The 21,439-nt window shown below is 64.3% G+C and carries 23 protein-coding genes; 21 read left to right on the top strand and 2 right to left on the bottom strand.

Annotation, left to right across the window (positions count from 1 at the left end):
* The first annotated feature begins 4 nt into the window (after nucleotides 1-4).
* From flgF to BM400_RS17395, 17 genes are all read left to right on the top strand, one after another.
* A complete protein-coding gene (gene flgF, locus BM400_RS17480) occupies nucleotides 5-763 on the top strand; it encodes a flagellar basal-body rod protein FlgF (protein WP_089841171.1) in 759 nt (252 codons plus the stop codon).
* Between the two features lie 9 nt (nucleotides 764-772).
* Nucleotides 773-1,561, top strand: coding sequence for a flagellar basal-body rod protein FlgG (gene flgG / locus BM400_RS17475; RefSeq protein ID WP_089841169.1), 789 nt, complete (start codon nucleotides 773-775; stop codon nucleotides 1,559-1,561).
* A gap of 172 nt (nucleotides 1,562-1,733) precedes the next feature.
* Nucleotides 1,734-2,126: a hypothetical protein gene (locus BM400_RS17470; protein ID WP_089841166.1), complete on the top strand. Its 393-nt coding sequence runs from the start codon at nucleotides 1,734-1,736 to the stop codon at nucleotides 2,124-2,126.
* 2 nt (nucleotides 2,127-2,128) lie between these two features.
* On the top strand, nucleotides 2,129-2,920 hold the full coding sequence (locus BM400_RS17465; RefSeq protein WP_245781942.1) for a flagellar basal body L-ring protein FlgH: 792 nt from the start codon (nucleotides 2,129-2,131) through the stop codon (nucleotides 2,918-2,920).
* Between the two features lie 25 nt (nucleotides 2,921-2,945).
* A complete protein-coding gene (locus BM400_RS17460) occupies nucleotides 2,946-4,076 on the top strand; it encodes a flagellar basal body P-ring protein FlgI (RefSeq protein ID WP_089841164.1) in 1,131 nt (376 codons plus the stop codon).
* Nucleotides 4,073-4,369 carry a hypothetical protein gene (locus BM400_RS17455; RefSeq protein ID WP_089841162.1) on the top strand — a complete coding sequence of 99 codons (297 nt, stop codon included), beginning with the start codon at nucleotides 4,073-4,075 and terminating at the stop codon, nucleotides 4,367-4,369. The genes BM400_RS17460 and BM400_RS17455 overlap by 4 nt, the downstream gene beginning before the upstream one ends.
* A 60-nt stretch (nucleotides 4,370-4,429) precedes the next feature.
* Nucleotides 4,430-4,723, top strand: coding sequence for a flagellar biosynthesis anti-sigma factor FlgM (locus tag BM400_RS17450; RefSeq protein WP_089841160.1), 294 nt, complete (start codon nucleotides 4,430-4,432; stop codon nucleotides 4,721-4,723).
* Nucleotides 4,724-4,755: 32 nt separating this feature from the next.
* Entirely contained in the window at nucleotides 4,756-5,049 is a 294-nt protein-coding gene (locus BM400_RS17445; protein ID WP_141223989.1) for a hypothetical protein, read from the top strand.
* Nucleotides 5,037-6,440 carry a flagellar hook-associated protein FlgK gene (gene flgK, locus BM400_RS17440; RefSeq protein WP_089841155.1) on the top strand — a complete coding sequence of 468 codons (1,404 nt, stop codon included), beginning with the start codon at nucleotides 5,037-5,039 and terminating at the stop codon, nucleotides 6,438-6,440. The genes BM400_RS17445 and flgK overlap by 13 nt, the downstream gene beginning before the upstream one ends.
* Nucleotides 6,441-6,449: 9 nt before the next feature.
* Entirely contained in the window at nucleotides 6,450-7,319 is an 870-nt protein-coding gene (gene flgL / locus BM400_RS17435) for a flagellar hook-associated protein FlgL (protein WP_089841153.1), read from the top strand.
* 80 nt (nucleotides 7,320-7,399) lie between these two features.
* Nucleotides 7,400-7,627 carry a hypothetical protein gene (locus BM400_RS17430; RefSeq protein ID WP_089841151.1) on the top strand — a complete coding sequence of 76 codons (228 nt, stop codon included), beginning with the start codon at nucleotides 7,400-7,402 and terminating at the stop codon, nucleotides 7,625-7,627.
* The gene (locus BM400_RS17425; RefSeq protein ID WP_089841149.1) at nucleotides 7,582-8,769 is read left to right on the top strand and encodes an endo-1,4-beta-xylanase; all 1,188 of its coding nucleotides are present in this window, start codon (nucleotides 7,582-7,584) and stop codon (nucleotides 8,767-8,769) included. The genes BM400_RS17430 and BM400_RS17425 overlap by 46 nt, the downstream gene beginning before the upstream one ends.
* 48 nt (nucleotides 8,770-8,817) lie before the next feature.
* A complete protein-coding gene (locus BM400_RS17420) occupies nucleotides 8,818-9,504 on the top strand; it encodes a dienelactone hydrolase family protein (RefSeq protein WP_089841147.1) in 687 nt (228 codons plus the stop codon).
* Between the two features lie 172 nt (nucleotides 9,505-9,676).
* Nucleotides 9,677-9,943, top strand: a complete 267-nt coding sequence (gene rpsO / locus BM400_RS17415) for a 30S ribosomal protein S15 (RefSeq protein ID WP_089841145.1) — start codon at nucleotides 9,677-9,679, stop codon at nucleotides 9,941-9,943.
* A 367-nt stretch (nucleotides 9,944-10,310) separates the two neighbouring features.
* Nucleotides 10,311-12,710 carry a polyribonucleotide nucleotidyltransferase gene (gene pnp, locus BM400_RS17410; protein ID WP_089841143.1) on the top strand — a complete coding sequence of 800 codons (2,400 nt, stop codon included), beginning with the start codon at nucleotides 10,311-10,313 and terminating at the stop codon, nucleotides 12,708-12,710.
* A 982-nt stretch (nucleotides 12,711-13,692) separates the two neighbouring features.
* Complete coding sequence (locus BM400_RS17400; RefSeq protein WP_089841138.1) at nucleotides 13,693-14,580, top strand: universal stress protein; 888 nt, start codon at nucleotides 13,693-13,695, stop codon at nucleotides 14,578-14,580.
* 69 nt (nucleotides 14,581-14,649) lie between these two features.
* Nucleotides 14,650-15,363 carry a Crp/Fnr family transcriptional regulator gene (locus tag BM400_RS17395; protein WP_245781941.1) on the top strand — a complete coding sequence of 238 codons (714 nt, stop codon included), beginning with the start codon at nucleotides 14,650-14,652 and terminating at the stop codon, nucleotides 15,361-15,363.
* A 279-nt stretch (nucleotides 15,364-15,642) separates the two neighbouring features.
* Here the strand turns inward: BM400_RS17395 and BM400_RS17390 are convergent, their stop codons facing one another.
* Entirely contained in the window at nucleotides 15,643-16,323 is a 681-nt protein-coding gene (locus BM400_RS17390; protein ID WP_089841136.1) for a protein mobD, read from the bottom strand.
* Between the two features lie 89 nt (nucleotides 16,324-16,412).
* Nucleotides 16,413-17,183: a glucose 1-dehydrogenase gene (locus tag BM400_RS17385; RefSeq protein WP_089841134.1), complete on the bottom strand. Its 771-nt coding sequence runs from the start codon at nucleotides 17,181-17,183 to the stop codon at nucleotides 16,413-16,415.
* Between the two features lie 70 nt (nucleotides 17,184-17,253).
* On the opposite strand from BM400_RS17385, the gene BM400_RS17380 reads away from it, so the two are divergent.
* From BM400_RS17380 to BM400_RS17365, 4 genes are all read left to right on the top strand, one after another.
* Nucleotides 17,254-18,399 (top strand): vWA domain-containing protein, encoded by a 1,146-nt coding sequence (locus tag BM400_RS17380; protein ID WP_175529092.1) that lies wholly within the window; start codon nucleotides 17,254-17,256, stop codon nucleotides 18,397-18,399.
* Nucleotides 18,400-18,470: 71 nt separating this feature from the next.
* Complete coding sequence (kduI, locus tag BM400_RS17375) at nucleotides 18,471-19,301, top strand: 5-dehydro-4-deoxy-D-glucuronate isomerase (RefSeq protein WP_089841129.1); 831 nt, start codon at nucleotides 18,471-18,473, stop codon at nucleotides 19,299-19,301.
* 3 nt (nucleotides 19,302-19,304) lie between these two features.
* Nucleotides 19,305-20,399 carry a sugar kinase gene (locus tag BM400_RS17370; protein ID WP_089841127.1) on the top strand — a complete coding sequence of 365 codons (1,095 nt, stop codon included), beginning with the start codon at nucleotides 19,305-19,307 and terminating at the stop codon, nucleotides 20,397-20,399.
* Nucleotides 20,400-20,416: 17 nt separating this feature from the next.
* Nucleotides 20,417-21,067 (top strand): bifunctional 4-hydroxy-2-oxoglutarate aldolase/2-dehydro-3-deoxy-phosphogluconate aldolase, encoded by a 651-nt coding sequence (locus tag BM400_RS17365; protein ID WP_089841125.1) that lies wholly within the window; start codon nucleotides 20,417-20,419, stop codon nucleotides 21,065-21,067.
* The last annotated feature ends 372 nt before the right edge of the window (nucleotides 21,068-21,439 follow it).

Raw genomic sequence — 21,439 nt, 5'->3', positions numbered from 1 at the left:
CGGCATGGATAGCGGACTCTACGCGGCATACAGCGGCCTCCTTGCCCGGACTCAGGCCCTCGACACGGCCGCCAACAACCTCGCCAATGCCGGCACCAACGGCTTCCGCGCCGAGCGCGAATCCTTCCGCGGCGTACTCGCCGGAAGCCTCGCCAACAGCGGCCTCAACGCCTCCCAGATCGGCCGTGCCGTCAACGACTTCGGCGTCCTCGGCTCCGCGGGCCTCGACATGAGCCAGGGCCAGCTCACCGCCACCGGCAACCCCCTCGACCTCGCCGTCGACGGCCCCGGCTTCTTCGCTATCCAGACCCCCCAGGGCACCCGCTACACCCGCGACGGAGCCTTCGAGCGCTCGCCCACCGGCATCCTCCAAACCCGTACCGGCGAGCCCGTCCTCGACACCCAGGGCAAGCCCATCACCGTCCCCACCGGAACCGTCCTCGTCGGCGCCGACGGCACCGTCTCCGTCAGCACGGCCGACTCCAGCGCCATCGCCGGCCAGATCGGCACCTTCACCTTCGCAGACCCCACCGCGCTCTCCGCCGAAGGCACCAACCGCTTCATTCCAGCCGATGGAGCCATCCCTCTCGCCGCCACCGGCACCATGCATCAGGGAGCCCTCGAAGGCGCCAACCAGGATGCCGTTCACGGCACCATGCAGATGATTCTCGTCCAGCGTCAGGCCGAGATGATGCAGAAGGCCATGACCGTCTTCAACAACGACTTCGACAAGACCGCCGCCGAAGAACTCGGCAAAGTTTAGGAGAACGCAATGATCCGAGCCCTATACACCGCCGCCAGCGGCATGAGCGCCCAGCAGGCCAACCTCGACACCGTCGCCAACAACCTCGCCAACTCCGCCACCGCCGGCTTTCGTCGCCGTCGCCTCCAGTTTGAGGACATGATCTACCAGAACGTCATCACCCCCGGCGCCGCGCAAAGCCAGCAAACCGCCTCCGCCGGCCTCCAGATCGGCCTCGGCACCCGCTCCGCCGCCACCGAGGTCATCATGAGCCAGGGCGACTTCAACCAGACCGGCAACCCGCTCGACCTCGCCATCCAGGGTCAGGGCTTCTTCCAGGTCCAGCGCCCCGACGGCACCACCGCCTACACCCGCTCCGGCAACTTCCACATGAACAACCAGGGCACCATCGTCACCGCCGACGGCGATCAGGTCCTCCCCGCTATCACCATCCCCACCAACGCCACCAACGTCACCATCTCTTCCTACGGCGTCGTCACCGCCACCATCCCCGGCCAGACCACCTCCGCCCAACTCGGCACGGTCCAGCTAGCCACCTTCGCCAACCCCGGCGGCCTCAACTCCATCGGCGGCAACCTCTTCCTGCAAAGCTCATCCTCAGGCAACGCCATCACCGAGGCTCCCGGCGGCAGCGCAGGTCTCGGCACCCTCCAGCAGGGCTACCTCGAAAACTCCAACGTAGATGTCGTCGCCGAGTTCGTCCAGATGATCCTGGCCCAGCGCGCCTACGAGAGCAACTCCAAGGTCGTCCACGTCGCCGACGACATGTACTCGCAGATCAACAACATGGTCCGCTAACCGTTGCCGTTGCTGTTGCCTTTGTTTCTAAGAGTGGACCAGGTAAATCCCAGGGAAATGGATTCACCTCATACGGAGATCGAAGATGCGCTTACCAGTCCTGTGCGTTCTATGCGTAACTCAATCCGTTGCTTTTGCCGAAAGCCCATGCGCCGCAACCCCTGCCGCAGCCATGCAGGCCTTTGCACAAGGCGCCCCGGGTGAGACAAACCTCGGCTATCGTGTTGCGAAACTGCGCACCGACCCAGCCCTCAACATCATCTGGGCCGACATCCAACGCTGCGATCATCCCGGCTGGCCCGGCATCAGCATCCCCACGCACGCGACCGTATCCCAGCCCGCCGAATCGCCCCTCATGCCTCACAAAGTCTTCGCCATACGCCCCGGTCAGACCGTCCGCGTCTGGCGCAACGAGCCCAACGCCCACCTCGAAATGCCCGCCATCAGCGAAGAGTCCGGCGCAGTCGGAGACCGCATCCGCCTGCACATCACAACACCCAACGGCCAGCCGCCCCGCCTCTGCTTCGGCGTCGTCCGTGGCCCCGCAAACGTGGAGATGGAGTAATCATGACCAACCCAACCCGCCCAATCCATCCAGCCCCCATGGAACCGAGCGTCACGAAGTTCGCTGCCATCGCCACAGCCATCCTTCTCCTCCTCGCCGCAGCCTGCGTCCTCCCCGCTCAGGAGACGAAGCCCAAAGGCGTCACCGCCTCCATCAAGGGCCTCATCACCAGCCCCAACCTCGCAGCCATGTCCCTATCCTCCTATCTCGCTCGCGTCCGAACCTCCACCTCCGTCGACCTCCCCACCACCGGAGCCATCTGGACCGACGGCGGCCGCTTCACGCGACTCACCACCGACGTCCGCGCCATGCGTCCCAACGACCTCATCTCTGTCGTCGTCTCCGAAAGCCTCGCCGCCGAGACCGACGGCACCGTCAAGAACTCCCGCTCCTCCAACGCCAGCTCCCAGATCTCCGCCCTCATGGGAGCCCTCCACGCCGGCAACGCGCTTCAGAACCTCCTCAATCAGAGCTCCGCGGCAGGCCTCAACGCACAGGGCCAGAGCGCCACCAACTCCAGCCTCTCCACCACCTTCGGAGGCCAGGTCGTCGACGTGCTTCCCAACGGCATGCTCGTCATCGAAGCCGCCCGCGAGGTCGAATTCTCCCAGCAGACCCAGACCATCGTCCTCCGCGGCCTCGTCCGCCCCGAAGACATCTCTCAGCAGAATCAGGTCCTCTCCACCGCCATCTCCTCGCTCGAACTCGAAGTCCGCGGGAAGGGAATCGTCAACGACTACACCCGCCGCCAGAACCCGTTGGTCCGCTTCATCCAGAAGCTCCTCGTCTTCTGAATCATTGCAACCGAAAAGGTTACAAATGCCAAAACCCGCCCTTAGCCTCAAGCTCCGGTTCGCCATCGCCGTCTTTCTCCTCGGCACAGTCACGGCGTTCGCCTCCGCCTCCGACTCCATCCCGCGTCAGGCACGCATCAAGGACATCGCTTCGGTCGAAGGCATCCGCGACAATCAGCTCGTCGGCTACGGCATCATCGTCGGCCTCAACGGCACCGGCGACAGCCAGCAGACCACCTTCCCCACTCAAACCCTCGCCGCCATGCTCCTCCGTATGGGAGTCTCCGTGCCCGCCGGCCAGATCCGCGTAGCCAACCTCGCCGCCGTCTTCGTCTCCGCGACGCTCCCGCCCTTCGCCCGCCCCGGCACCCGCATCGACATCACCGCCTCCTCCGCCGGAGACGCCAAAAGCCTCGAAGGCGGCATGCTCCTGCTCACCCCTCTCTACGGAGCCGACGGCAAGATCTACGCCCAGGCCCAAGGCTCCCTCGTCGTCGGCGGCTACGCCGTCACCGTCAACGGCAACACGAAACAGATGAACCACCCCACCACCGCGCGCATCCCCTACGGTGCCACCGTCGAGCGGGCCGTCCCCACGGAGATCGAGACCAGCAAGCAGTTCACCCTCCTCCTCAACGACGCCGACTTCCGCTCCGCCCAAGCCATGGCCACCGCTATCAACGCCGAGCTCGCCCGCCCCGCCGCCCACGCCATCGATAGCCGCCGCATCACCCTCAACGTAGCTCAGGGCCAAGCCGTGCCCGAGCTCCTCGCCCGCGTCGAGGCCATAGAGGTCCCCTTCTATCCCCGTGCCAAGGTCACCGTCAACGAGCGCACCGGCACCGTCGTCATTGGAGGCACCGTCGTCCTCCAGCCCGTCTCCATCCTCCACGGAGGCCTCTCCGTCAACGTCGTCAGCGAGTTCCAAACCTCGCAACCCAATCCCTTCGCCCAGGGCACCACCCAGACCGTCCAGCAAACCCGCGTCGAGACCCGTGACAAGCCCGTCAGCCGCATCGAGCTCAAGCAGGGTGCCACCGTCGACGACCTCGTTCGCAACCTGCAAACCATCGGTGCCTCCGCCCGCGACGTCATCTCCATCCTGCAGGCCATGAAGTCCGCCGGAGCCCTCGAAGCGGAGATCGAAGTCCTATGATCGCCATCCAACTCCTCACCGCTGCAACCTCCGGCACCCGCGAGAAGGCACGCCTCACCGACGCCGCGCAACAGTTCGAAGCCGTCTTCCTCCAGGAGCTCCTGAAGCCCTTGCAGGAGAGCGGCGACAGCTCCGAAGAAAAGTCCCCAGGCACCGACACGATGTCCAGCTACGGCACCGAGGCCGTCGCCAAAGCCATCGCAAAGGGTGGCGGCCTCGGCATCGCCCGTCAGATCGTCGCCAAGGTAGAGATCGAACGTCAGCACCAGAACGGAACGGTTAAGAATCTCTAACGGGTACTAAAGTTTGCCCTCCCCACGCCGATGAACTGAAGTAGACGGAGGCACCACACCATGAACTACTCGACCGGACTCAACCTGCAATACTTCCTCGGCAAGGTTGCAACTGCCGACACCACGCCCGCCGATAAGGCATCTTCAGTCACCGGCACAGCCACACCGGCGACCCTGCAAACGAACGATCAGACCCAGTTCAGCAAGGCCAGCGGTCTCCTCGTCGAGGCCCTCAGCGGGCCCGACGCCCGCATGCCCAGGGTCCTCGCTCTCTCGTCTGCGATCGCCGCCGGCACCTACCAGGTTTCGTCGCAGGATGTCGCCGGCAAGATGCTCGACGCGCTCTTGCAGTAACGCTGAGCTCTCGAAGCCAAAGGAGAAACACGGTGGTCATGACGGTCGAGCAGTTAGCCGGTGTCTTGGAAGATGCGGTACACAGCCTCACGGCGCTCGATGCCGAGCGTCTCGAAAAGCTCGAGCGCGAGCTCTCAACCGCCATCGCAACTGGAGCCGATTCACTCTTCGCCGAGCGCGACGCACGTCAGGAAGACGCACTCCGGGCCGTCATGGCCACGCACCGCTTGCTCGGCTCACTCCTCGAGAGCACAACCATCAACCTCAACATCCTCGAGACGCTGCGCAGCAGAACCGGGACAGGAGACGGACGATGGGGACGCTAAGCTCGCTCATGGATCTCACTCAGAGCGCCCTGCAATCCAACCAGGCCGCCCTCGACATCACCTCGAAGAACGTAGCCAACCAAAACGTCCAGGGCTACACCCGCGAGACCGTCTCCTGGCAGGCCGATGTCGTCTCCATCAACGGAACATCCGTCGGCACCGGCGTCACCACTGGACCCACCGCCGTCTCGCAACGCGACCGCGTCCTCGAGCAGCGCGTGCAGCAGCAGACGCAGCTCTCCTCAGCGGCCACCTCGCGCGCGACGGCCCTCGCCCAGCTCCAGTCCATCTTCGGCCTCAGTTCATCCAGCACCACCGCCATCAGCACGCCCCTGGGTGCCGCCATCGACAGCCTCTACAACGGCTTCAGCACCCTCGCCTCTTCCCCGGCGAGCACCTCCTCGCGGCAAGCCGTCCTCAGCGCCGCCAGCACGCTCGCCTCGGCCTTCCAGTCCGCCTCCACGCAGATCACCTCCACCAACGCCGGTCTCTCGCAAACCGCCACCAGCATCGTAAGCACGGTCAACGGCCTCACCAAGACCATCGCCACGCTCAACCAGCAGATCGGCACCCTCTCGCCCAACGCCGACGCAGGCGCCCTCGAAGACCAGCGTCAGGCCGCCGTTGCACAACTCTCGCAGTACATCGGCCTCGATCAGGTCACCACCGAAAGCAACGGCCTCACGCTCTCCACCAGCAACGGCACCGTCCTCGTCAGCGGCGCACAGTCCTTCGCGCTCTCCGCCACCACCGTAGGCAACAACGTTCAAATCACCGGAGCAGGGAACGCCACCGACATCTCGACCTCCCTCACCGGAGGCCAGCTCGGAGGCATCCTCTCCGTCCAGCACAACGAGATCCCAGCCCTCACCAGCTCCCTCGACCAGCTCGCCTACGCCATCGGCACCGCGGTCAATCAGCAGAACACCCAGGGACTCGATGCCAACGGCAACGCCGGACAGGCTCTCTTCACCCTCCCCGCAACCTCCACCGGAGCGGCCTCCTCCATCGCCGTCGCCACCGCCGATCCCTCCCTCGTAGCCGCCGCGGGTCCAGGCGAAGGCATCGCCGGCAACACCAACGCCAACGCCCTCGCCGCCCTCGCGACCGCCCCCTCCGCAGGCGGCCAGCCCCCCGCCAGCTTCTTCACCGGCATCCTCTCCGGACTCGGCGGAGCCGCAGCCACCGCGACCACCGACAGCACCGCCCAGCAGGCCTCCCTCACCCAGCTCACCACCCAGCGCAACGCCCTCTCCGGCGTCTCCCTCGACGAAGAGGCCGCCTCCCTCACGCAGTACCAGCGCTCCTACCAGGCCGCCGCCAAGCTCTTCTCCATCGTCGACACCGTCATGGAAGCGGCCATCAATCTAGGCTCGGCGACCACCATATAAGGAGCATCCATGCGCGTAGACCCCAACTATCTCCAGGGCCTCTCCGCCTCCATTTCGCAGTCCACCGCGACCGAGGCCACACTCACCAACGAGCTCTCCAGCGGGCTCCGCGTCCAGCAGCTCAGCGACGACCCCACCGCCGCCGCCCAGGCCCTGCAACTCACCTCCCAGGCCTCCCGCGCCGACACCTTCGTCCAGTCCGCCACCCAGCAGACCGGCGTCATGCAGGTCACCGACTCCGCCCTCGCCGAGGTCGTCACCCAGCTCACCTCGGCCATCTCCCTCGCCACCCAGGCCACCAACGGCACCCTCACCAACGCCCAGCAATCCTCCATCGCCACGCAGCTCCAGGGAATCCAGAGCGAGGTTCTCACCCTCGCCAACACCAGCTACCTCGGCCAGTACCTCTTCTCCGGCAGCAAAGGCGCCACCGTACCCTTCTCGCTCGACACCTCCGGCACCGCCACCTACGCCGGCGATACCGTCCAGCAGACCCTCAAGACCCCAACCGGCCAGTCGCTGGTCACCAACCTCCCCGGCTCCGCCGTCTTCTCCAGCACCTTCGCCGCGCTCGGCTCCGTCATCGCCGCGCTGCAATCGAACACCGTCACCGCCGCCAACACCACCGCCCTCTCCACCGCGCTCAGCGACGTCTCCACCCAGCGCACCGCCCTCGGCTCCTCTCTCAACCGCCTCACCGCAAGCAGCACCTACACCCAGACCCAGGTCGCAAACCTCCAGGTCACGCAAAACGCCCTCGTCGCCGCCGACACCGTCCAGGTCGCCACCGACCTCAAGAACACCGAGACCCAGCGCACCGCGATGCTCAGCCTCATGGCCGCTCTCAGCAAAGGCAGCCTCTTCGACTACCTCAAGTAAGCCACACGAATGTCTTCCCACATCTCGCCTGTGAGATGTGGGAAGACAGCCTCCCCCGCCCATCCCGCTATACTCAACCCATGCTCGGCACCCTCCAATTCATCTGGCGCGCCACCCGCGGCTCCCGCCTCCGCCCTTGGCGCAGCCCCTATCTCCGCTGGCGCTTTGAGACCTACACCGGCCAGAAGGCCGATACCGTCCAGCTCTCCGACTTCCTCCGCCTCATCGGCAGGGAGTGGCGTCAGTTGCTACACTTTCTTCGATGGACAAGCGAGATGAAGGAATACTCCGGCGAGTCCCGGAAGTAAACGCATGGTCGCGCCGTGATCTCCTCACGCGCGCCAGTCTGGCGGCAACAGCGACCCTCATCGGATGCGGCCACCAGACGAACTCCCCTCATCATCAGGCCCCCGCCTACGACGTCACCGGCCCTCACTCCCTCAAGGCCGTCGGAGCCACCCACGGACTGCTCACCGGCTGTGCCGTCAACGTCCGCGCCCTCCGCGACGACAAGCCCTACGCCGGCCTCGTCGCCAGCCAGTCCAGCATCCTCGTCGCCGAAAACGCGATGAAGTGGCAGGCCCTCCACCCCGCGCCCGACACCTACACCTTCGAGGCCGCCGACGGCCTCATCGCCTTCGCCGAAAGCCACCGCATCAAGATCCGCGGGCACAACCTCTGCTGGCACCTCTACAACCCCCAGTGGCTCAGCGCCATCGCCCCGGGGCAGGGAAGCGCCGTCCTCCGTGAGCACATCGAGCGCGTCGCCGGCCGTTACGCCGGCCGCATGCACTCCTGGGACGTCGTCAACGAAGCCATCGAGCCCAGGGACGGACGCGCCGACGGCCTCCGCAACTCCCCCTGGCTCACCCTCGCCGGCCCCGACTACATCGAACTCGCCTTCAAGACCGCCCGCGCCGCCGACCCCACCGCGCTCCTCTGCTACAACGACTACGGCATCGAGGGCGAGAACGAGGAGGCCCGGCGCAAGCGTCAGGCCATCCTCCTCCTCCTCCATCGCCTCAAGACCCGCGCCATTCCCATCGACGCCGTAGGCATCCAGTGCCACCTCACCGCCGGCAACCCCAACGCCTTCGGCCCTGGCCTCATGGACTTCCTCCGCGAGATCCGCGGTATGGACCTGCAGGTCTTCCTCACCGAGCTCGACATCAACGACCGCCAGCTCCCCGCCGACCAGGCCACCCGCGACGCCGCCGTCGCCGGCACCTACGCCCGCTTCCTCGACCTCGTCCTCACCGAGCCCGCCGTCACCTGCCTGCTCACCTGGGGCATCACCGACAAGTACACCTGGCTCAACACCGAAAAGGCCAGGCCCGACCACCTCCCCGAGCGCTGCCTTCCCTTCGACGCCGACTACAAACCGAAGCCCGCCTTTGCTGCCATGCGAACATCCATCGCGCACCGCACCCGCCCCACGACAAGAACGTAACCGCGCTGCGTTACGATGCATCAGATGGAAGAAACAAGGAGAACAAACATGAGTGAGTGGGTAAACCTGACCGCGGTCGACGGACACGAATTGAAGGCATACGTAGCCAAACCCGAGGGCACCCCTGTAGGAGCCGTCGTCGTTGTCCAGGAGATCTTCGGTGTCAACCCCTCCATCCAGGCAGTCGTCGACGGATACGCCAAGGAAGGCTTCCTCGCCATCGCCCCGGCTCTCTTCGATCGCTTCGAGCGCGACCTCCAGCTCGGCTACGGTCCCGACGACATGAAGAAGGCCTTCGATCTCTACGCCAAACTCGATCCCAGCATCCAGATCAAGGACGTAGCCGCCGCCTTCGCCTACGTCAAGGCCACAGCCGGCAAGGTGGCCGTCACCGGCTACTGCTACGGTGGCCTCATGACCTGGGTCTCGGCCGTACGTGGCGAAGCCCTCGGCGTGGTACCCGCCTGCGCCGTCGCCTACTATCCCGGCGGCATCGGCAAGTTCGCCACCGAGCAGCCCACCTGCCCCGTCATGCTCCATTTCGGGGCCGACGACGACCACATTGGCACCGATCAGGTCGACGCCGTACGCAACGCGCACCCCGGCGTCGAGATCTTTACTTACCCCGGCGTAGGCCACGCCTTCGCAAACTTCGCCCGTTCGAGCTACAATCAGGAAGCCGCTCAGATTGCCGATGAGCGCACGTTACAGTTTTTGAAGACGCACATCTCTTAGCCTTCTGGTTCGCGCGTGTGATTGCGGCGTTACCGGATGGTTGTCACCCCGATAGTTGGACAAATCTGTCCAAGGGTGGCCGGAGGGTGCATTTGCCCTGCTCCTCTTCCGGTGGTACCCTTTAGGGAGACACTAAGAGAGTGGACTAGAGATTTTAGGAGAAGTACCTGCTGTGTTAGCACCTGTTAAGAAGACCGACATTATCGCCAAGTTCCGTACGCATGACTCCGATACCGGGAGCCCCGAAGTCCAGATCGCTATTCTCAGCGAACGCATCGGTGAGCTCACCGAGCACTTCAAGACGCACAAGAAGGATCATGGTTCGCGCCGTGGTCTCCTCATGCTCGTCAGCAAGCGCCGTCGTCTGCTGGACTATCTCAAGAAGTGCGACGCCGATCGCTACCGCGATGTCATCGGCAAGCTGGGCATCCGCAAGTAGTCTTCAAGGCTCGACTCCGCAAGAGTCGAGCCTTTTCGACTTTTACGTGCCTCTTCGCACCGTGACCCATTCAGGACGAGCCATTTGACCAGAACCCATTCATCGCACCAGCACCCCCGCAAGGATCCCATTCGATCCTGCCTAGGGAGCTGCGGATGAGCCTGGGCCTGGATCCCGCTCCAACACCCTGCCCGCATGCCGCGCACGCCCTCACCGGCGGACGCAGCACACAATCCACGGCGCAGCCAAAGCAAAGTGCAGCGCGCTGCCTATTCCGGCCGGAGCCGGAAGGCTGCGCCTCGCTGTGCGTGCGATTGCCCTAGCGGCCTTACGATTTCCAACGACGAAAAAAGAGAGAAGAAAACCTATGAAGCAGGACGTTACCGTAGAGCTTGCCGGCGGCAAGCAGATCAAATTTGAGACCGGACGGATGGCCAAGCAGGCCTCCGGTGCAGCCCTCACCAGCAGCGGAGACAACGTTGTCCTCGCCACGGCCGTGGCCTCCCCTGAGCCCAAGGATGGCATCGACTTCTTCCCCCTCACCGTCGAGTACCGCGAGTTCACCTACGCCGGCGGACGAATCCCCGGTGGCTTCATCAAGCGCGAAGGCCGTCCCTCCGAAAAGGAAATCCTGACCTGCCGTCAGATCGACCGCCCCATCCGCCCGCTCTTCCCCGAGACCTTCCGCAACGAGACCCAGGTGGTCGCGTTCGTCTACTCGGCTGACAAGGAAAACGATCCTGACGTCCTCGGCATCAACGGCGCATCCTGCGCCCTCGCCCTCTCGGACATCCCCTTCCACGGCCCCGTCGGAGCCGTTCGCGTCGGTTACATCGATGGCGCCTACATCGTGAACCCCACCTACGCCGAGCGCGCCGTCAGCCTGCTCAACATCATGGTCGTCGGCACCAAGGACGGCATCGTGATGGTCGAGTCCGGCTCGAAGGAGATCTCGGAAGAGGTCGTCGTCGGTGCCATCGAGTTCGCCCACGTCGAGATCAAGAAGATCGTCGCGGCGATCGACGATCTCGTCAGCCGCGCCGGTAAGACCAAGCGCGAAGTGAAGCCCGTCGAGATCGACGTCGAGTACCTCAACGCCCTCGGCGAGAAGGTCGGCGAGCGCCTCAAGGACGCCCTCAACACCCAGAAGCACCCCAAGTTCGAGTCCTACGCTCTCGTCAAGGAGATCAAGGACGAGCTCAAGAAGGATCTTCCCGCTGACGATCCCTCCGCCGGCAAGAAACTCTCCAAGTACTACGAGCTCCTCCGCGAAAACATCTTCCGCGATCAGGTCCTCAACGACCGCATCCGCCCCGATCACCGCGCCTTCGACCAGATCCGTGAGGTCACCGTCGAGGTTGGCGTTCTCCCCCGCGTGCACGGTTCGGCCCTCTTCCAGCGCGGCGAGACCCAGGCTCTCGTCTCCGCGACCCTCGGCACCACCGACGACGCGCAGCGCATCGAAACCTACGAAGGCGAGCAGAAGCGCCGCTTCATGCTCCACTACAACTTCCCGCCCTTCTCGGTCGGCGAAGTCGGCCGCATGTCCGGCGTAGGCCGTCGCGAGATCGGTCACGGTGCCCTCGCGTACCGCGCCATCGAGGCCGTCCTCCCCGCGGAAGATGAGTCCCCGTACACCCTCCGCGTCGTCTCGGACATCCTCGAGTCGAACGGTTCCTCCTCGATGGCCACCGTCTGCGGTGCCTCCCTCGCGCTCATGGCAGCCGGTATCCCCCTCAAGGGAGCCGTCGCCGGTGTGGCCATGGGCCTCGTCCTCGATGGTGACAAGTACGCCGTCCTCTCCGACATCGCCGGTGCCGAAGATCATTACGGCGACATGGACTTCAAGGTAGCCGGAACCCGCAAGGGAATCACCGCGCTCCAGATGGACATCAAGGTCATGGGCATCACCGCCCAGATCATGCGCGAAGCCCTCGAACAGGCCCGCGTGGGCCGTCTCTCGCTCCTCGACACCATGGACGCGACCATCGCCAGCGCAGCCTCTGAGAAGAGCGCCTTCGCTCCCCGCATCCACACCATCCAGATCCCCACCGACAAGATCCGCGACCTCATCGGACCTGGCGGAAAGGTCATCCGCGGCATCATCGATGCCACCGGCGTCAAGATCGATGTCGACGACACGGGCCGCGTCAACGTAGCGTCCTCCGACGCCGACGGTCTCTCCCGCGCTATCCAGATGATCTCCGACATCACCGCCGTCCCCGAGATCGGCAAGATCTACCTGGGCAAGGTCGTACGCATCGCCGAGTTCGGCGCATTCGTCGAGATCTTCCCCGGCACCGACGGTCTCCTCCACGTCTCCGAGATCGCAGAGCACCGCGTCAAGGAAGTCAAGGACGAGCTCCGCGAGGGCGATCAGATCCTGGTCAAGGTCCTCTCCATCGAAGGCAACCGCATCAAGCTCTCCCGCAAGGCTGTCCTGCGTGAGCAGCGCGCCAAGCTCGGCCTCCCCGAGGTCGCTGAGCCCTCCGCCTACGGCGCACCCATCGCCCGCCCCGAACCCACCACCGAAGCCCCCGAAGACGCAGAAGACTTCGACGGCGAAGAGGGTGACGACGAGGAGGGCGGCGACGACGAGCCGAACTTCAACCGTGCCGAGCCCGCGCCCGGCGCAGCACCCGGCACCCCCCGCCCCGCCGGTTCCGGCGATCGCCGCCCCGGTGGCGGAGGCCGTCGCCGTCGCGGTGGACGCCGTCCCGGCGGCCCCGGTGGCGCAGCCCCCCAGGGCGGCGGCGGACCCCGCTAACCAGAACCGCAGCAAGAAGGGCCATGCGCAAGCATGGCCCTTTTCCTTTCACTTCACCACCATGACCAAGCTCCCAACCCTCGCCTTCTTCGCACTCTGCCTATGGAGCTCCGCCGCATGGATCGCCGCCGGCACTCTACCATCCCAACTCCCCGCGCTCCAATCTCAAGGCTTCCACTTCCTCCTCCTCGCCCTCGCCACGACGATCGTCTGCCTCTCCGGAAAAACCCCCGTCAACACGCAACTCCGGCTCATCCTCCCCGGCCTGGCCCTCTTCGCCGCCCCGTTGATCCTCCTCACCAACGCCCAAACCCTCCTCTCCTCGTCGTACAACGTCCTCGTCTTCGCCCTCCTCCCTATCGTCATCGTCGTCGCCCAGGGCCAAATCCGCTGGCTCATCCCAGCTCTGGCCGGAGTAGCCGGCATCCTCGTCCTCCTGCCCGTCTCCCTCCCCGAGACCCCCCGCGCCTGCCTCGGCCTTGCCCTCGTCCTCGCCGCCATGGCCCTCACCGCATGGGCCATCCTCACCCTGCACCGTACCCCCCCGACCGCCTGGTCCATCGCCGCCATCTTCCTCGCAACCGCCCTGATCCTCACCCTGGCCAGCCCCGTCCACACCCCCTGGAGCCGCAGCATCGCCGCCACCGAAGCCCTGCGCTGCCTCCTGCTCGACGCCCCCGAAGTCCTCCTCCTCCTCTGGCTCATCCCTCGCCTCGACCCCCGCCGCCTCTCCGCCCGCTGGCTCCTCGCCCCCCTCCTCACCGTCATGGAGGGATACCTCCTCATGCGTCCCGCCGCCGGTATCCGCCTCCTCATCGGCCTTGCCCTCCTCGCCATTGGCGGAGCCATCCTCCTCCTCGCCCCCGACGAGCACCCCGAATCCCTCCGCCTCTACTGATGTGATCGCCGTCACATCCAGACCGCTCGTCACACGGTCTACTGGTTACAGCCGAAAAGAATCTCGGCCCCGGAGGATCCTCTCATGCCCGTCCTGGAAGAGCCCGTCACCGTCTCGATCGATACCATTCTCCTCGCAACCGACTTCTCCATGGTCTCGGAGAAGGCCACCGCCTACGCCCGCGGCATGGCCCTGCGGTTCGCCTCCTCCGTCGAGGTCGCGCACGTCTTCGACCCCGCCGCCGCGATCCTCTCCGAAGAAGCTCTCCTCGGCCTCCCCGTCGGCGACCGCGTCCGCGTGCAGAACGACCGCCTCCGCGATCTCTGCCACACGCTCACCCGCGAAGGCGTCACCACGCACGCACAGCTCTCGCAGGCGCACGACCCCGCCAGGGCCATCCTTGCCCTGGCTCGCTCCACCGACGCCGGACTCATCGTCACCGGAACCCGCTCCAGAAACGGTATCGAGCGCCTCTTCCTCGGCTCCACCGCCGAGAAGCTCATCCGCCAGTCTGCCTGCCCCGTCCTCACCGTGGGCCCCTCCGCCCGCTGGCCCGCCCGTGGCCCCCTCGTCTTTCGCAACATCGTCTTCGCCACGGACCTATCCGCGCAGTCCTTAAAGGCGCTCCCCTACGCCCTCTCCTTCGCCGAAGACAGCGGTGCCCATCTCTACCTCTGCATGGTCGTCGAGGAGCAGTCCCTCACCCCCTATCAGCGCGAGCACCTCACCCAGGGCTTTCGCGAGGGCATGCAAAGCCTCATTCCCGAGCGCGCCCGCGACTGGTGTACGCCCGAGTGCATCGTGGAGTACGGGGACGCTGCCACCTCCATCCTCGCCGCGGCCCAGCGACTTGACGCCGGCCTCATCGTCCTCGGTGCCCGTCAATCCTCCTTCTGGCTCTCGTACCTGGAGCACGGCCTCACCCCCAACATCGTTGCCAACTCTGTCTGCCCCGTCCTGACCATCTGCTAGCAGGGGCTATACTCCGCTCATAGCTGACGTCGCAGTCCAAAGCTCCAAACACTGAAAGCCGGGATCAAGATGCTCTCCGTCACCCCAACCCGTCCGGTTCACGACTGCGGCCACTGTGAATACCGCTCGCTGCGCATGTTCTGCAACCTCGACGAAGCCGCCCTCGCCGACTTCAACGCCATCGGCGTTCAGACGAAGTTCCTCCGTGGCGAAACCCTCTTCCGCGAAGAAGCCCCCAGCGATGCCGTCTTCGTCCTCTGCTCCGGACAGGTCAAGCTCTCCTGCTCCTCGCGCGAAGGCCGCACCCTCATCCTCAAGATCGCCATGCCCGGCGACGTCCTCGGCCTCGGTGCCGTCATCTCCGGTACCCGCTACGAGGTCACTGCCGAGACCATCGAGCCCACCCAGCTCAACCGCATCCGCCGCGACGACTTCCTCGAATTCCTCAATCGCCACGGGCAGGGAAGCCTCCACGCCGCCAAGGCCCTCAGCGAGGAATACAAGTCGGCCTTCTTCGACGCGCGCCGCCTCGCCCTCTCCGGCTCCGCCGCCGGACGTTTAGCAGGTGTGCTGTTGGGCTGGGGCAGAGCAGCCGCCTGCAAGGGAGGCGAGATGCGCTTCACCATGGCCCTCACCCACGAAGAACTGGCCAACCTCGCTGGCATCTCCCGCGAGACGGTCACCCGCACCCTCGCCCGCTTCCGCCGCGAGAAGCTCATCCAGATGTCCGGCTCCGCCATGGTCCTGCTGGCCCCCGAACAACTCGAAGCCCTCTCCGCTTAGAGCGTCGGTAGCTCTCGCTCACCGAAAAACCGGTCTCGGTTCCGTGCGATGACCGAAGTGAAAACATACCACTTTTCGCCCACCACATTTTCCATGCATTTGGCCACAAAATCCATGCAAAACACCACGTTTTACCGTCCCACAAGTTCCTGGTAAAACGTTGGGATTTTTACATCGCCATCCCGTAAAGGCTTTAGAACACCACGATTACGGGAACGCTCGGAAGTGGTGCAAAACAGACCAATTTAACCTGGAAATTAACCTGTGTGGTCCGACCAATCAGAGCCCGATCGACATCAGCATCTCGCCCACGGCAGACCGCCACCGCTGCAGCTCTGTGCGGTCTCCAAGCTTCAACTGCTGCGCCGCTTCACCCAGCGTAATCCGTTTGGAATAAAGCTCATCCGTCACGCGATCCGCCAGATCCGGCAGAAAAAGGCTCTTTCCGCTCTGCTGCAGAACCGCATCTCGCACCGGGCTCTTTTCAAAAAGTTCGAACTTCCGCTCCTCGCCAAAATACCCGTTCCGCACCACATGGATGACGCCACCCGGCATCAGCTCCATGTACTCCTTCAGCAGGTCCACTGAGTCCCTCTGCCGATTGATGATCCATAGCGTAATCAACGGACGGCCCAGTTCAGCCAATGCATTCAACAGGATAGCGCCATGATCGCGTACGCCATTGTTGTTCCGTGCCGGCGTATTCACCACGATCGCCTTGAACGGATGCGTATCGCACACATTCACGAGATGAATCCAGCCTTCGACGTCATCCAAATCGACGCCTTCGCTCTCGATCACCTTGCCATACGACTTCCAGACGTCTGGATTCGTCGTATCGGCTTCAACAAACTTCAGAAACTTATGATTCGTTGCAAGATAGTCCAGGACGGCCATCGACGTGATCGACTTGCCGACGCCTCCCTTGCTGCCGCTGACAAAGATAATCGGTGCGTTCATCGTTCCCCACGCTGATGGTCTGTTGGATGGTGTGGGGCCAGTGTAGAACAGAACCTGCGGTGTACCAAATTGCTCAGATTTCGCAGGATTTAGCGCCCCATCCATCCGCCATCGACCGTCAGAACGGTCCCCGTCACATAGTCCGAGGCCGCCGAAGCAAGGAACAGCGCGGCACCGCCCAGGTCCTGCGGCTGGCCCCAGCGGGCAGCCGGAATCCTCTCCAGAATCTGCCGGTTGCGCGTCTCGTCCGCCTGCAACGCCTCGGTATTGGTGGTCGCAAAGTACCCCGGCGCAATCGCATTCACCTGGATTCCCTTGGGAGCCCACTCATTCGCCAGCGCCTTGGTCAACTGCGCCACGCCACCCTTGGACGCCGCGTACGCCGGAACCCGAATCCCGCCCTGGAAGCTCAGCAGGGAAGCGATGTTGATAATCTTGCCCGGAGCCTTGCGCGCGATCAGATCCCGCGCAAACAGTTGCGAGAGTTGAAACACCCCGGTCAGATTCACCTGCAGCACCTGCTGCCAGTCAGCGAGCGCCACGTCTTCGGCGGCCTCGCGATGAATCGTCCCCGCGTTGTTCACCAGAATATCGATGTGCCCAAAATGGGCCTTGGCCTGGGCGAACAGATCGGCTGCACCCTCGGTACTCCCAAGGTCCGCGCGAAACGCCGCGGCGGCCTCTCCAATCGTCTCAGCCGTAGCCGTCGCGGCCCTGCGGTTGCCATGCACGGCGACCTTCGCGCCGGCCTGCGCAAGCGCCTCGGCGATAGAGGCTCCAAGGCCCGAAGCAGAGCCGGTGACGAGGGCGACTTTGCCCTTGAGACTGAAAAGGTCGAGAACGTTGGTGGTATTTTCCATGGCACCTTTGACTCTATCGCTTTGCCCCGCAGGAGACAAAGACAGGCAGTTTCTCTGGCATACTGCTTGCATGCTTCCTTCAGGTGCAACCGCGGTCCTCAGGCGAAGGCTGAGCCTTGTGCTGGCTCTTCTCCTGGCCGCGGGCAGCGCCAGCGCCTATCCCAGCGCCCAGCCCAGCACCCAGCCCAGCACCCAGCCCAGCGCCCAGACCAGCACCCAGACCAGCACCCAGACGAAGCCCGCCGACCTAACCCCCGCCGACACCATGACCCTGCACGTCGTCGTCCGTGAACTCCAGGTCGCGGCTCTCGTCCTGGATAGCCATCGCCGGCCCGTAGCCAGGGTGGACCCGGCCAGCTTTCGCCTGCAGATCGAACATAGGCCCAGGTTCCAGCCCATGCGCGTGCATCGCGAGGGCGACGATCCCATCACGCTTGCCGTCCTGCTCGATGCCAGCCGCGAACAAAAGTATCTCGATCAACTCCCCGACGCCCTCGCCACCCTGCGGGAAAAGGCGCTCCTGCCCCACGACCGCCTGCTCATCTCCGCCGTCGATTGCAAAGGACTGATCTACAAGGGAGACACGAGCACCCCCGAGTCTGTGCGTACCGGCGTCCAGCAGTTGCTGGCGAGCGGAATGCTTCACGACGGCATGCACAAGGGCCGGCCAAGACTGTGTACCGACCGCGCCCACGTATGGGACGAGGTCGCCTACGCCTTGCATCGCGTGGCCTCGGAGCCCGGGCGCCACGCCGTCCTGGTCGTCTCGGAGGGCTACGACTACGGCAGCCTCAATACGCTTGCCAGGCTTGAAGAGTTCACCACGGCGGTCGCCGGCACCGTCTTCGTCCTTCCATCCCTCGACATGAGCGGGCCGAACGTGCGCCGCAGTCCTCTCGACCAGCTCGTCATGATGAGCGGCGGCGCGGTCCTGGAGGCGCCCGGCAAGGAGGGAATCGCACCGTCGCTTCTCGAATGCGTGGAGATGCTGCGCGACCGGTACATCCTTGGCTTCAATCAGCCCAGCCACCTCAAGAACGGACACAACGACCTGCATGTGACCATCCAGCACGCGTCGTACGATATCCGTGCGTCGGGGGTGAGCACCCCGGGCGAAGTGCCTGTCTCCGACCCGGCTCGCTCCGCTGCGAACCCCTCGCAGGCCAACGCCACCGAGGCTCAGCCGGCAGCGGGAACGGCCCCTCCCAAGCCTTGAAAGCGTTGAAACTGATACGCTGGTTCGGTATGCCCAGCGACGCTGGCACAGGTTTTTCCGGAGAGTGATACGTGAAGCTTTATCAGATGGCGGATGCGGTACGGTACAGCAGAATGACGACCTCGGAGCTGCGGGAGACGTTCCTGCTCGAGGGGTTGTTCAAACCGGGATTGATTGAGTGCGCCTATGTCGACCTGGACCGCACGGTCATCGGCTCCGCTGTACCCACCACCTCGCCCCTGAAGCTCGAAACCTACCCCGAGCTCCGCGCCGACTTCTTCTTGGAGCGCCGCGAAATCGGCATCCTGAACGTCGGTGGCGCCGGTTCGGTCATCGCCGATGGAACCACCTATGAACTCAGCAAGCTGAGCTGTTGCTATGTCGGCCGCGGCGTCAAGGACGTTCAGTTCGTCTCCGCCGATGCCGAAAATCCAGCGTACTTCTACCTCCTCAGCTACCCCGCGCACAAGGAGTTCCCGACCGCGATGGTGAAGTTCGAGGAGCTCCAGGGCCTCGCCCTCGGCTCCAGCGAGACCTGCAACCAGCGCACCATCTACAAGACCATCTTCAAGGACGGCATCAAGAGCTGCCAGCTCGTCATGGGATTCACCCTCCTTGCCCCCGGCAGCAACTGGAACACGATGCCTCCGCACACCCACATGCGCCGCAGCGAGGTCTACTTCTACTTCGACATCGATCCCGCGCACCGCGTCATGCACCTCATGGGACCCACGGACGAAACCAAACACCTCATCGTCGCCGACAAGGAAGTCGTCGTCAGCCCCGGGTGGTCCATCCACGCCGGCGTCGGAACCAAAAACTACACCTTCTGCTGGGGCATGGGCGGCGAAAACCAGGAGTACACCGACATGGACGCAGCTTCAATCGCGGAGTTGAAGTAGGCCATGGGGGATTCAGCCGGACTGCACCTGAAGGCAGTGACAGATACCAAGTTCGACCTCGTCTCACTCGGCGAAGTGATGCTCCGCTTCGATCCCGGCGAGGGTCGCATCGTCGGAGCGCGCAACTTCCGCGTCTGGGAGGGCGGCGGTGAGTACAACGTTGCGCGCGGCATACGTCGCTGCTTCGGCCTTCGCTCCGCCATCGTCACGGCCCTTGTCGACAACCCCGTAGGCCGCCTCGTCGAGGATCTGATGCTGCAGGGCGGCGTCGATCTTTCGCATGTCCTCTGGCAGCCTTTCGACGGCATTGGCCGCGAGGCCCGCAACGGTATCTACTTTCTCGAGCGCGGCTTTGGCGTGCGCGGTGGTCTGGGCATGATGGATCGCGGTGTCACCGCCATCTCGCAACTCAAGCCTGGCGAGATCGACTGGGACGCCATCTTCGCGGCAGGCGTTCGCTGGTTCCATACCGGCGGCGTCATGGCGGCGCTTTCCGAGGGCTCAACGGAGGTCGTCCGCGAGGCGATGCAGGCTGCCGGTCGTCACGGCACGGTCGTCTCCTTCGACTGCAACTACCGCCCGTCGCTCTGGAAGGCCCGTGGAGGCCGTCAGGGCTCGGTCGACGTCAACCGCAGCCTTATGCCTTACGTCGATGTCCTCTTTGGCCACGAGGGCGACGTCGCCGCCACCATCGGCCCTGCATCGCTCTCGGCACCATGGCATACGTTGGACAGCTACGGCCCGATGGCCTCTCGCGTCGTCGCCGACTTCCCCAACATCAAAGTGATTGCCAGTACCGTGCGCCAGGCCGTCACGGCCAATACCAACAACTGGGGTGCGTACGGCTGGGCGAACGGGCAGGTCTACGAGGGGATGAAGCTCCACGACCTCGAGATTCTCGACCGTGTCGGCGGCGGCGACTCCTTCGCCTCGGGGCTCATCTACGGCCTCATGGAGGGCAAAGGCATGCAGTGGTCGGTCCACTGCGGCGTGGCCCACGGAGCCCTCGCCATGACCACCCCCGGCGACAGTTCAATGGCCACCATCCCCGAGGTGGAACGCCTCATGTCCGGCGGTGGAGCCGGGACACAACGATAATGACGAAAGAGAGAGCAATGGACAAGATCAAGGTTCTGGAAGAGTTGAAGACAATCGGCCTCGTGCCGGTTTTGCGTGCGGACTCGGTGGCGAAAGCGCTGGCCCTTGCAGAAGCGATCGCGGCCGGCGGCGTCACTGTTCTTGAGATCACGATGACCGTTCCCGGCGCCATGCAGGTTATGCGCACCCTCGCCGAGACGCGCCCCGACATCCTCATCGGTGCCGGAACCGTCCTCGATCCCGAGACCGCCCGTATGTGCATCCTCGAAGGCGCTCAGTTCGTGGTCAGCCCAGCAGTCAACACCAAGACGATTGAAATGTGCCACCGCTATTCGATCGCGGTGCTGCCCGGTGGTCTGACCCCTACCGAGGTCGTTACCGCCTGGCAGGCCGGCGCCGACGTCGTGAAGGTCTTCCCGGCCAGTGCGATGGGTGGTGCTGCGTATCTGAAGAATCTCAAGGCGCCTTTGCCACAGGTGGAACTGATTCCGACTGGCGGCGTCTCGCTCCATTCAGCCATGAGCTTCCTGGAGGCCGGTGCGTTTGCGCTTGGTGTGGGCAGCGATCTGGTGGACGCGAAGGCCATGGCCGAGGGTCGGCCTGAGGTCGTCACCGAGACAGCCCGGAAGTACCTGAGCATCGTGAAGGAGTTTCGCGCGAAGGCGTGAAGCTCATTTAGTCTTCGATGTGATCTCGCGTCCTGAGGACGATGATGATGGGCACAATCAGTATGACGATACCGGCTGCAGACAGGAGAAGGTAGTTCATGTCCACTCCATTTCTTTCTGCGGAGGTCTTTGCCTCTCGCGGTTGGGATACGTCGCTGGGGGAAAAATACTGCAATGACTCATCCTACCCCGGCGAAGGGAGTCAGGGCTACCTCCGCGCCACAGGGGCATCGTTCCCGGTGAGGATGCAGGGGACGGCTACCAGAAGGAGCACGGCGAGAGCGAGAAGAAGATTGAACATGGGTTGATCTCCTTGGATGGGGAGGAGCAATCCCTCCCGACAAAACGATCATCGGCTTCTTTGCCGCACAC

This window comes from Granulicella pectinivorans (genome assembly GCF_900114625.1).
Classification (GTDB): Bacteria; Acidobacteriota; Terriglobia; order Terriglobales; family Acidobacteriaceae; genus Edaphobacter; species Edaphobacter pectinivorans.
Note: the sequence above shows the minus strand (reverse complement) of the source record. Positions and strands in the feature narration are given on the sequence as shown.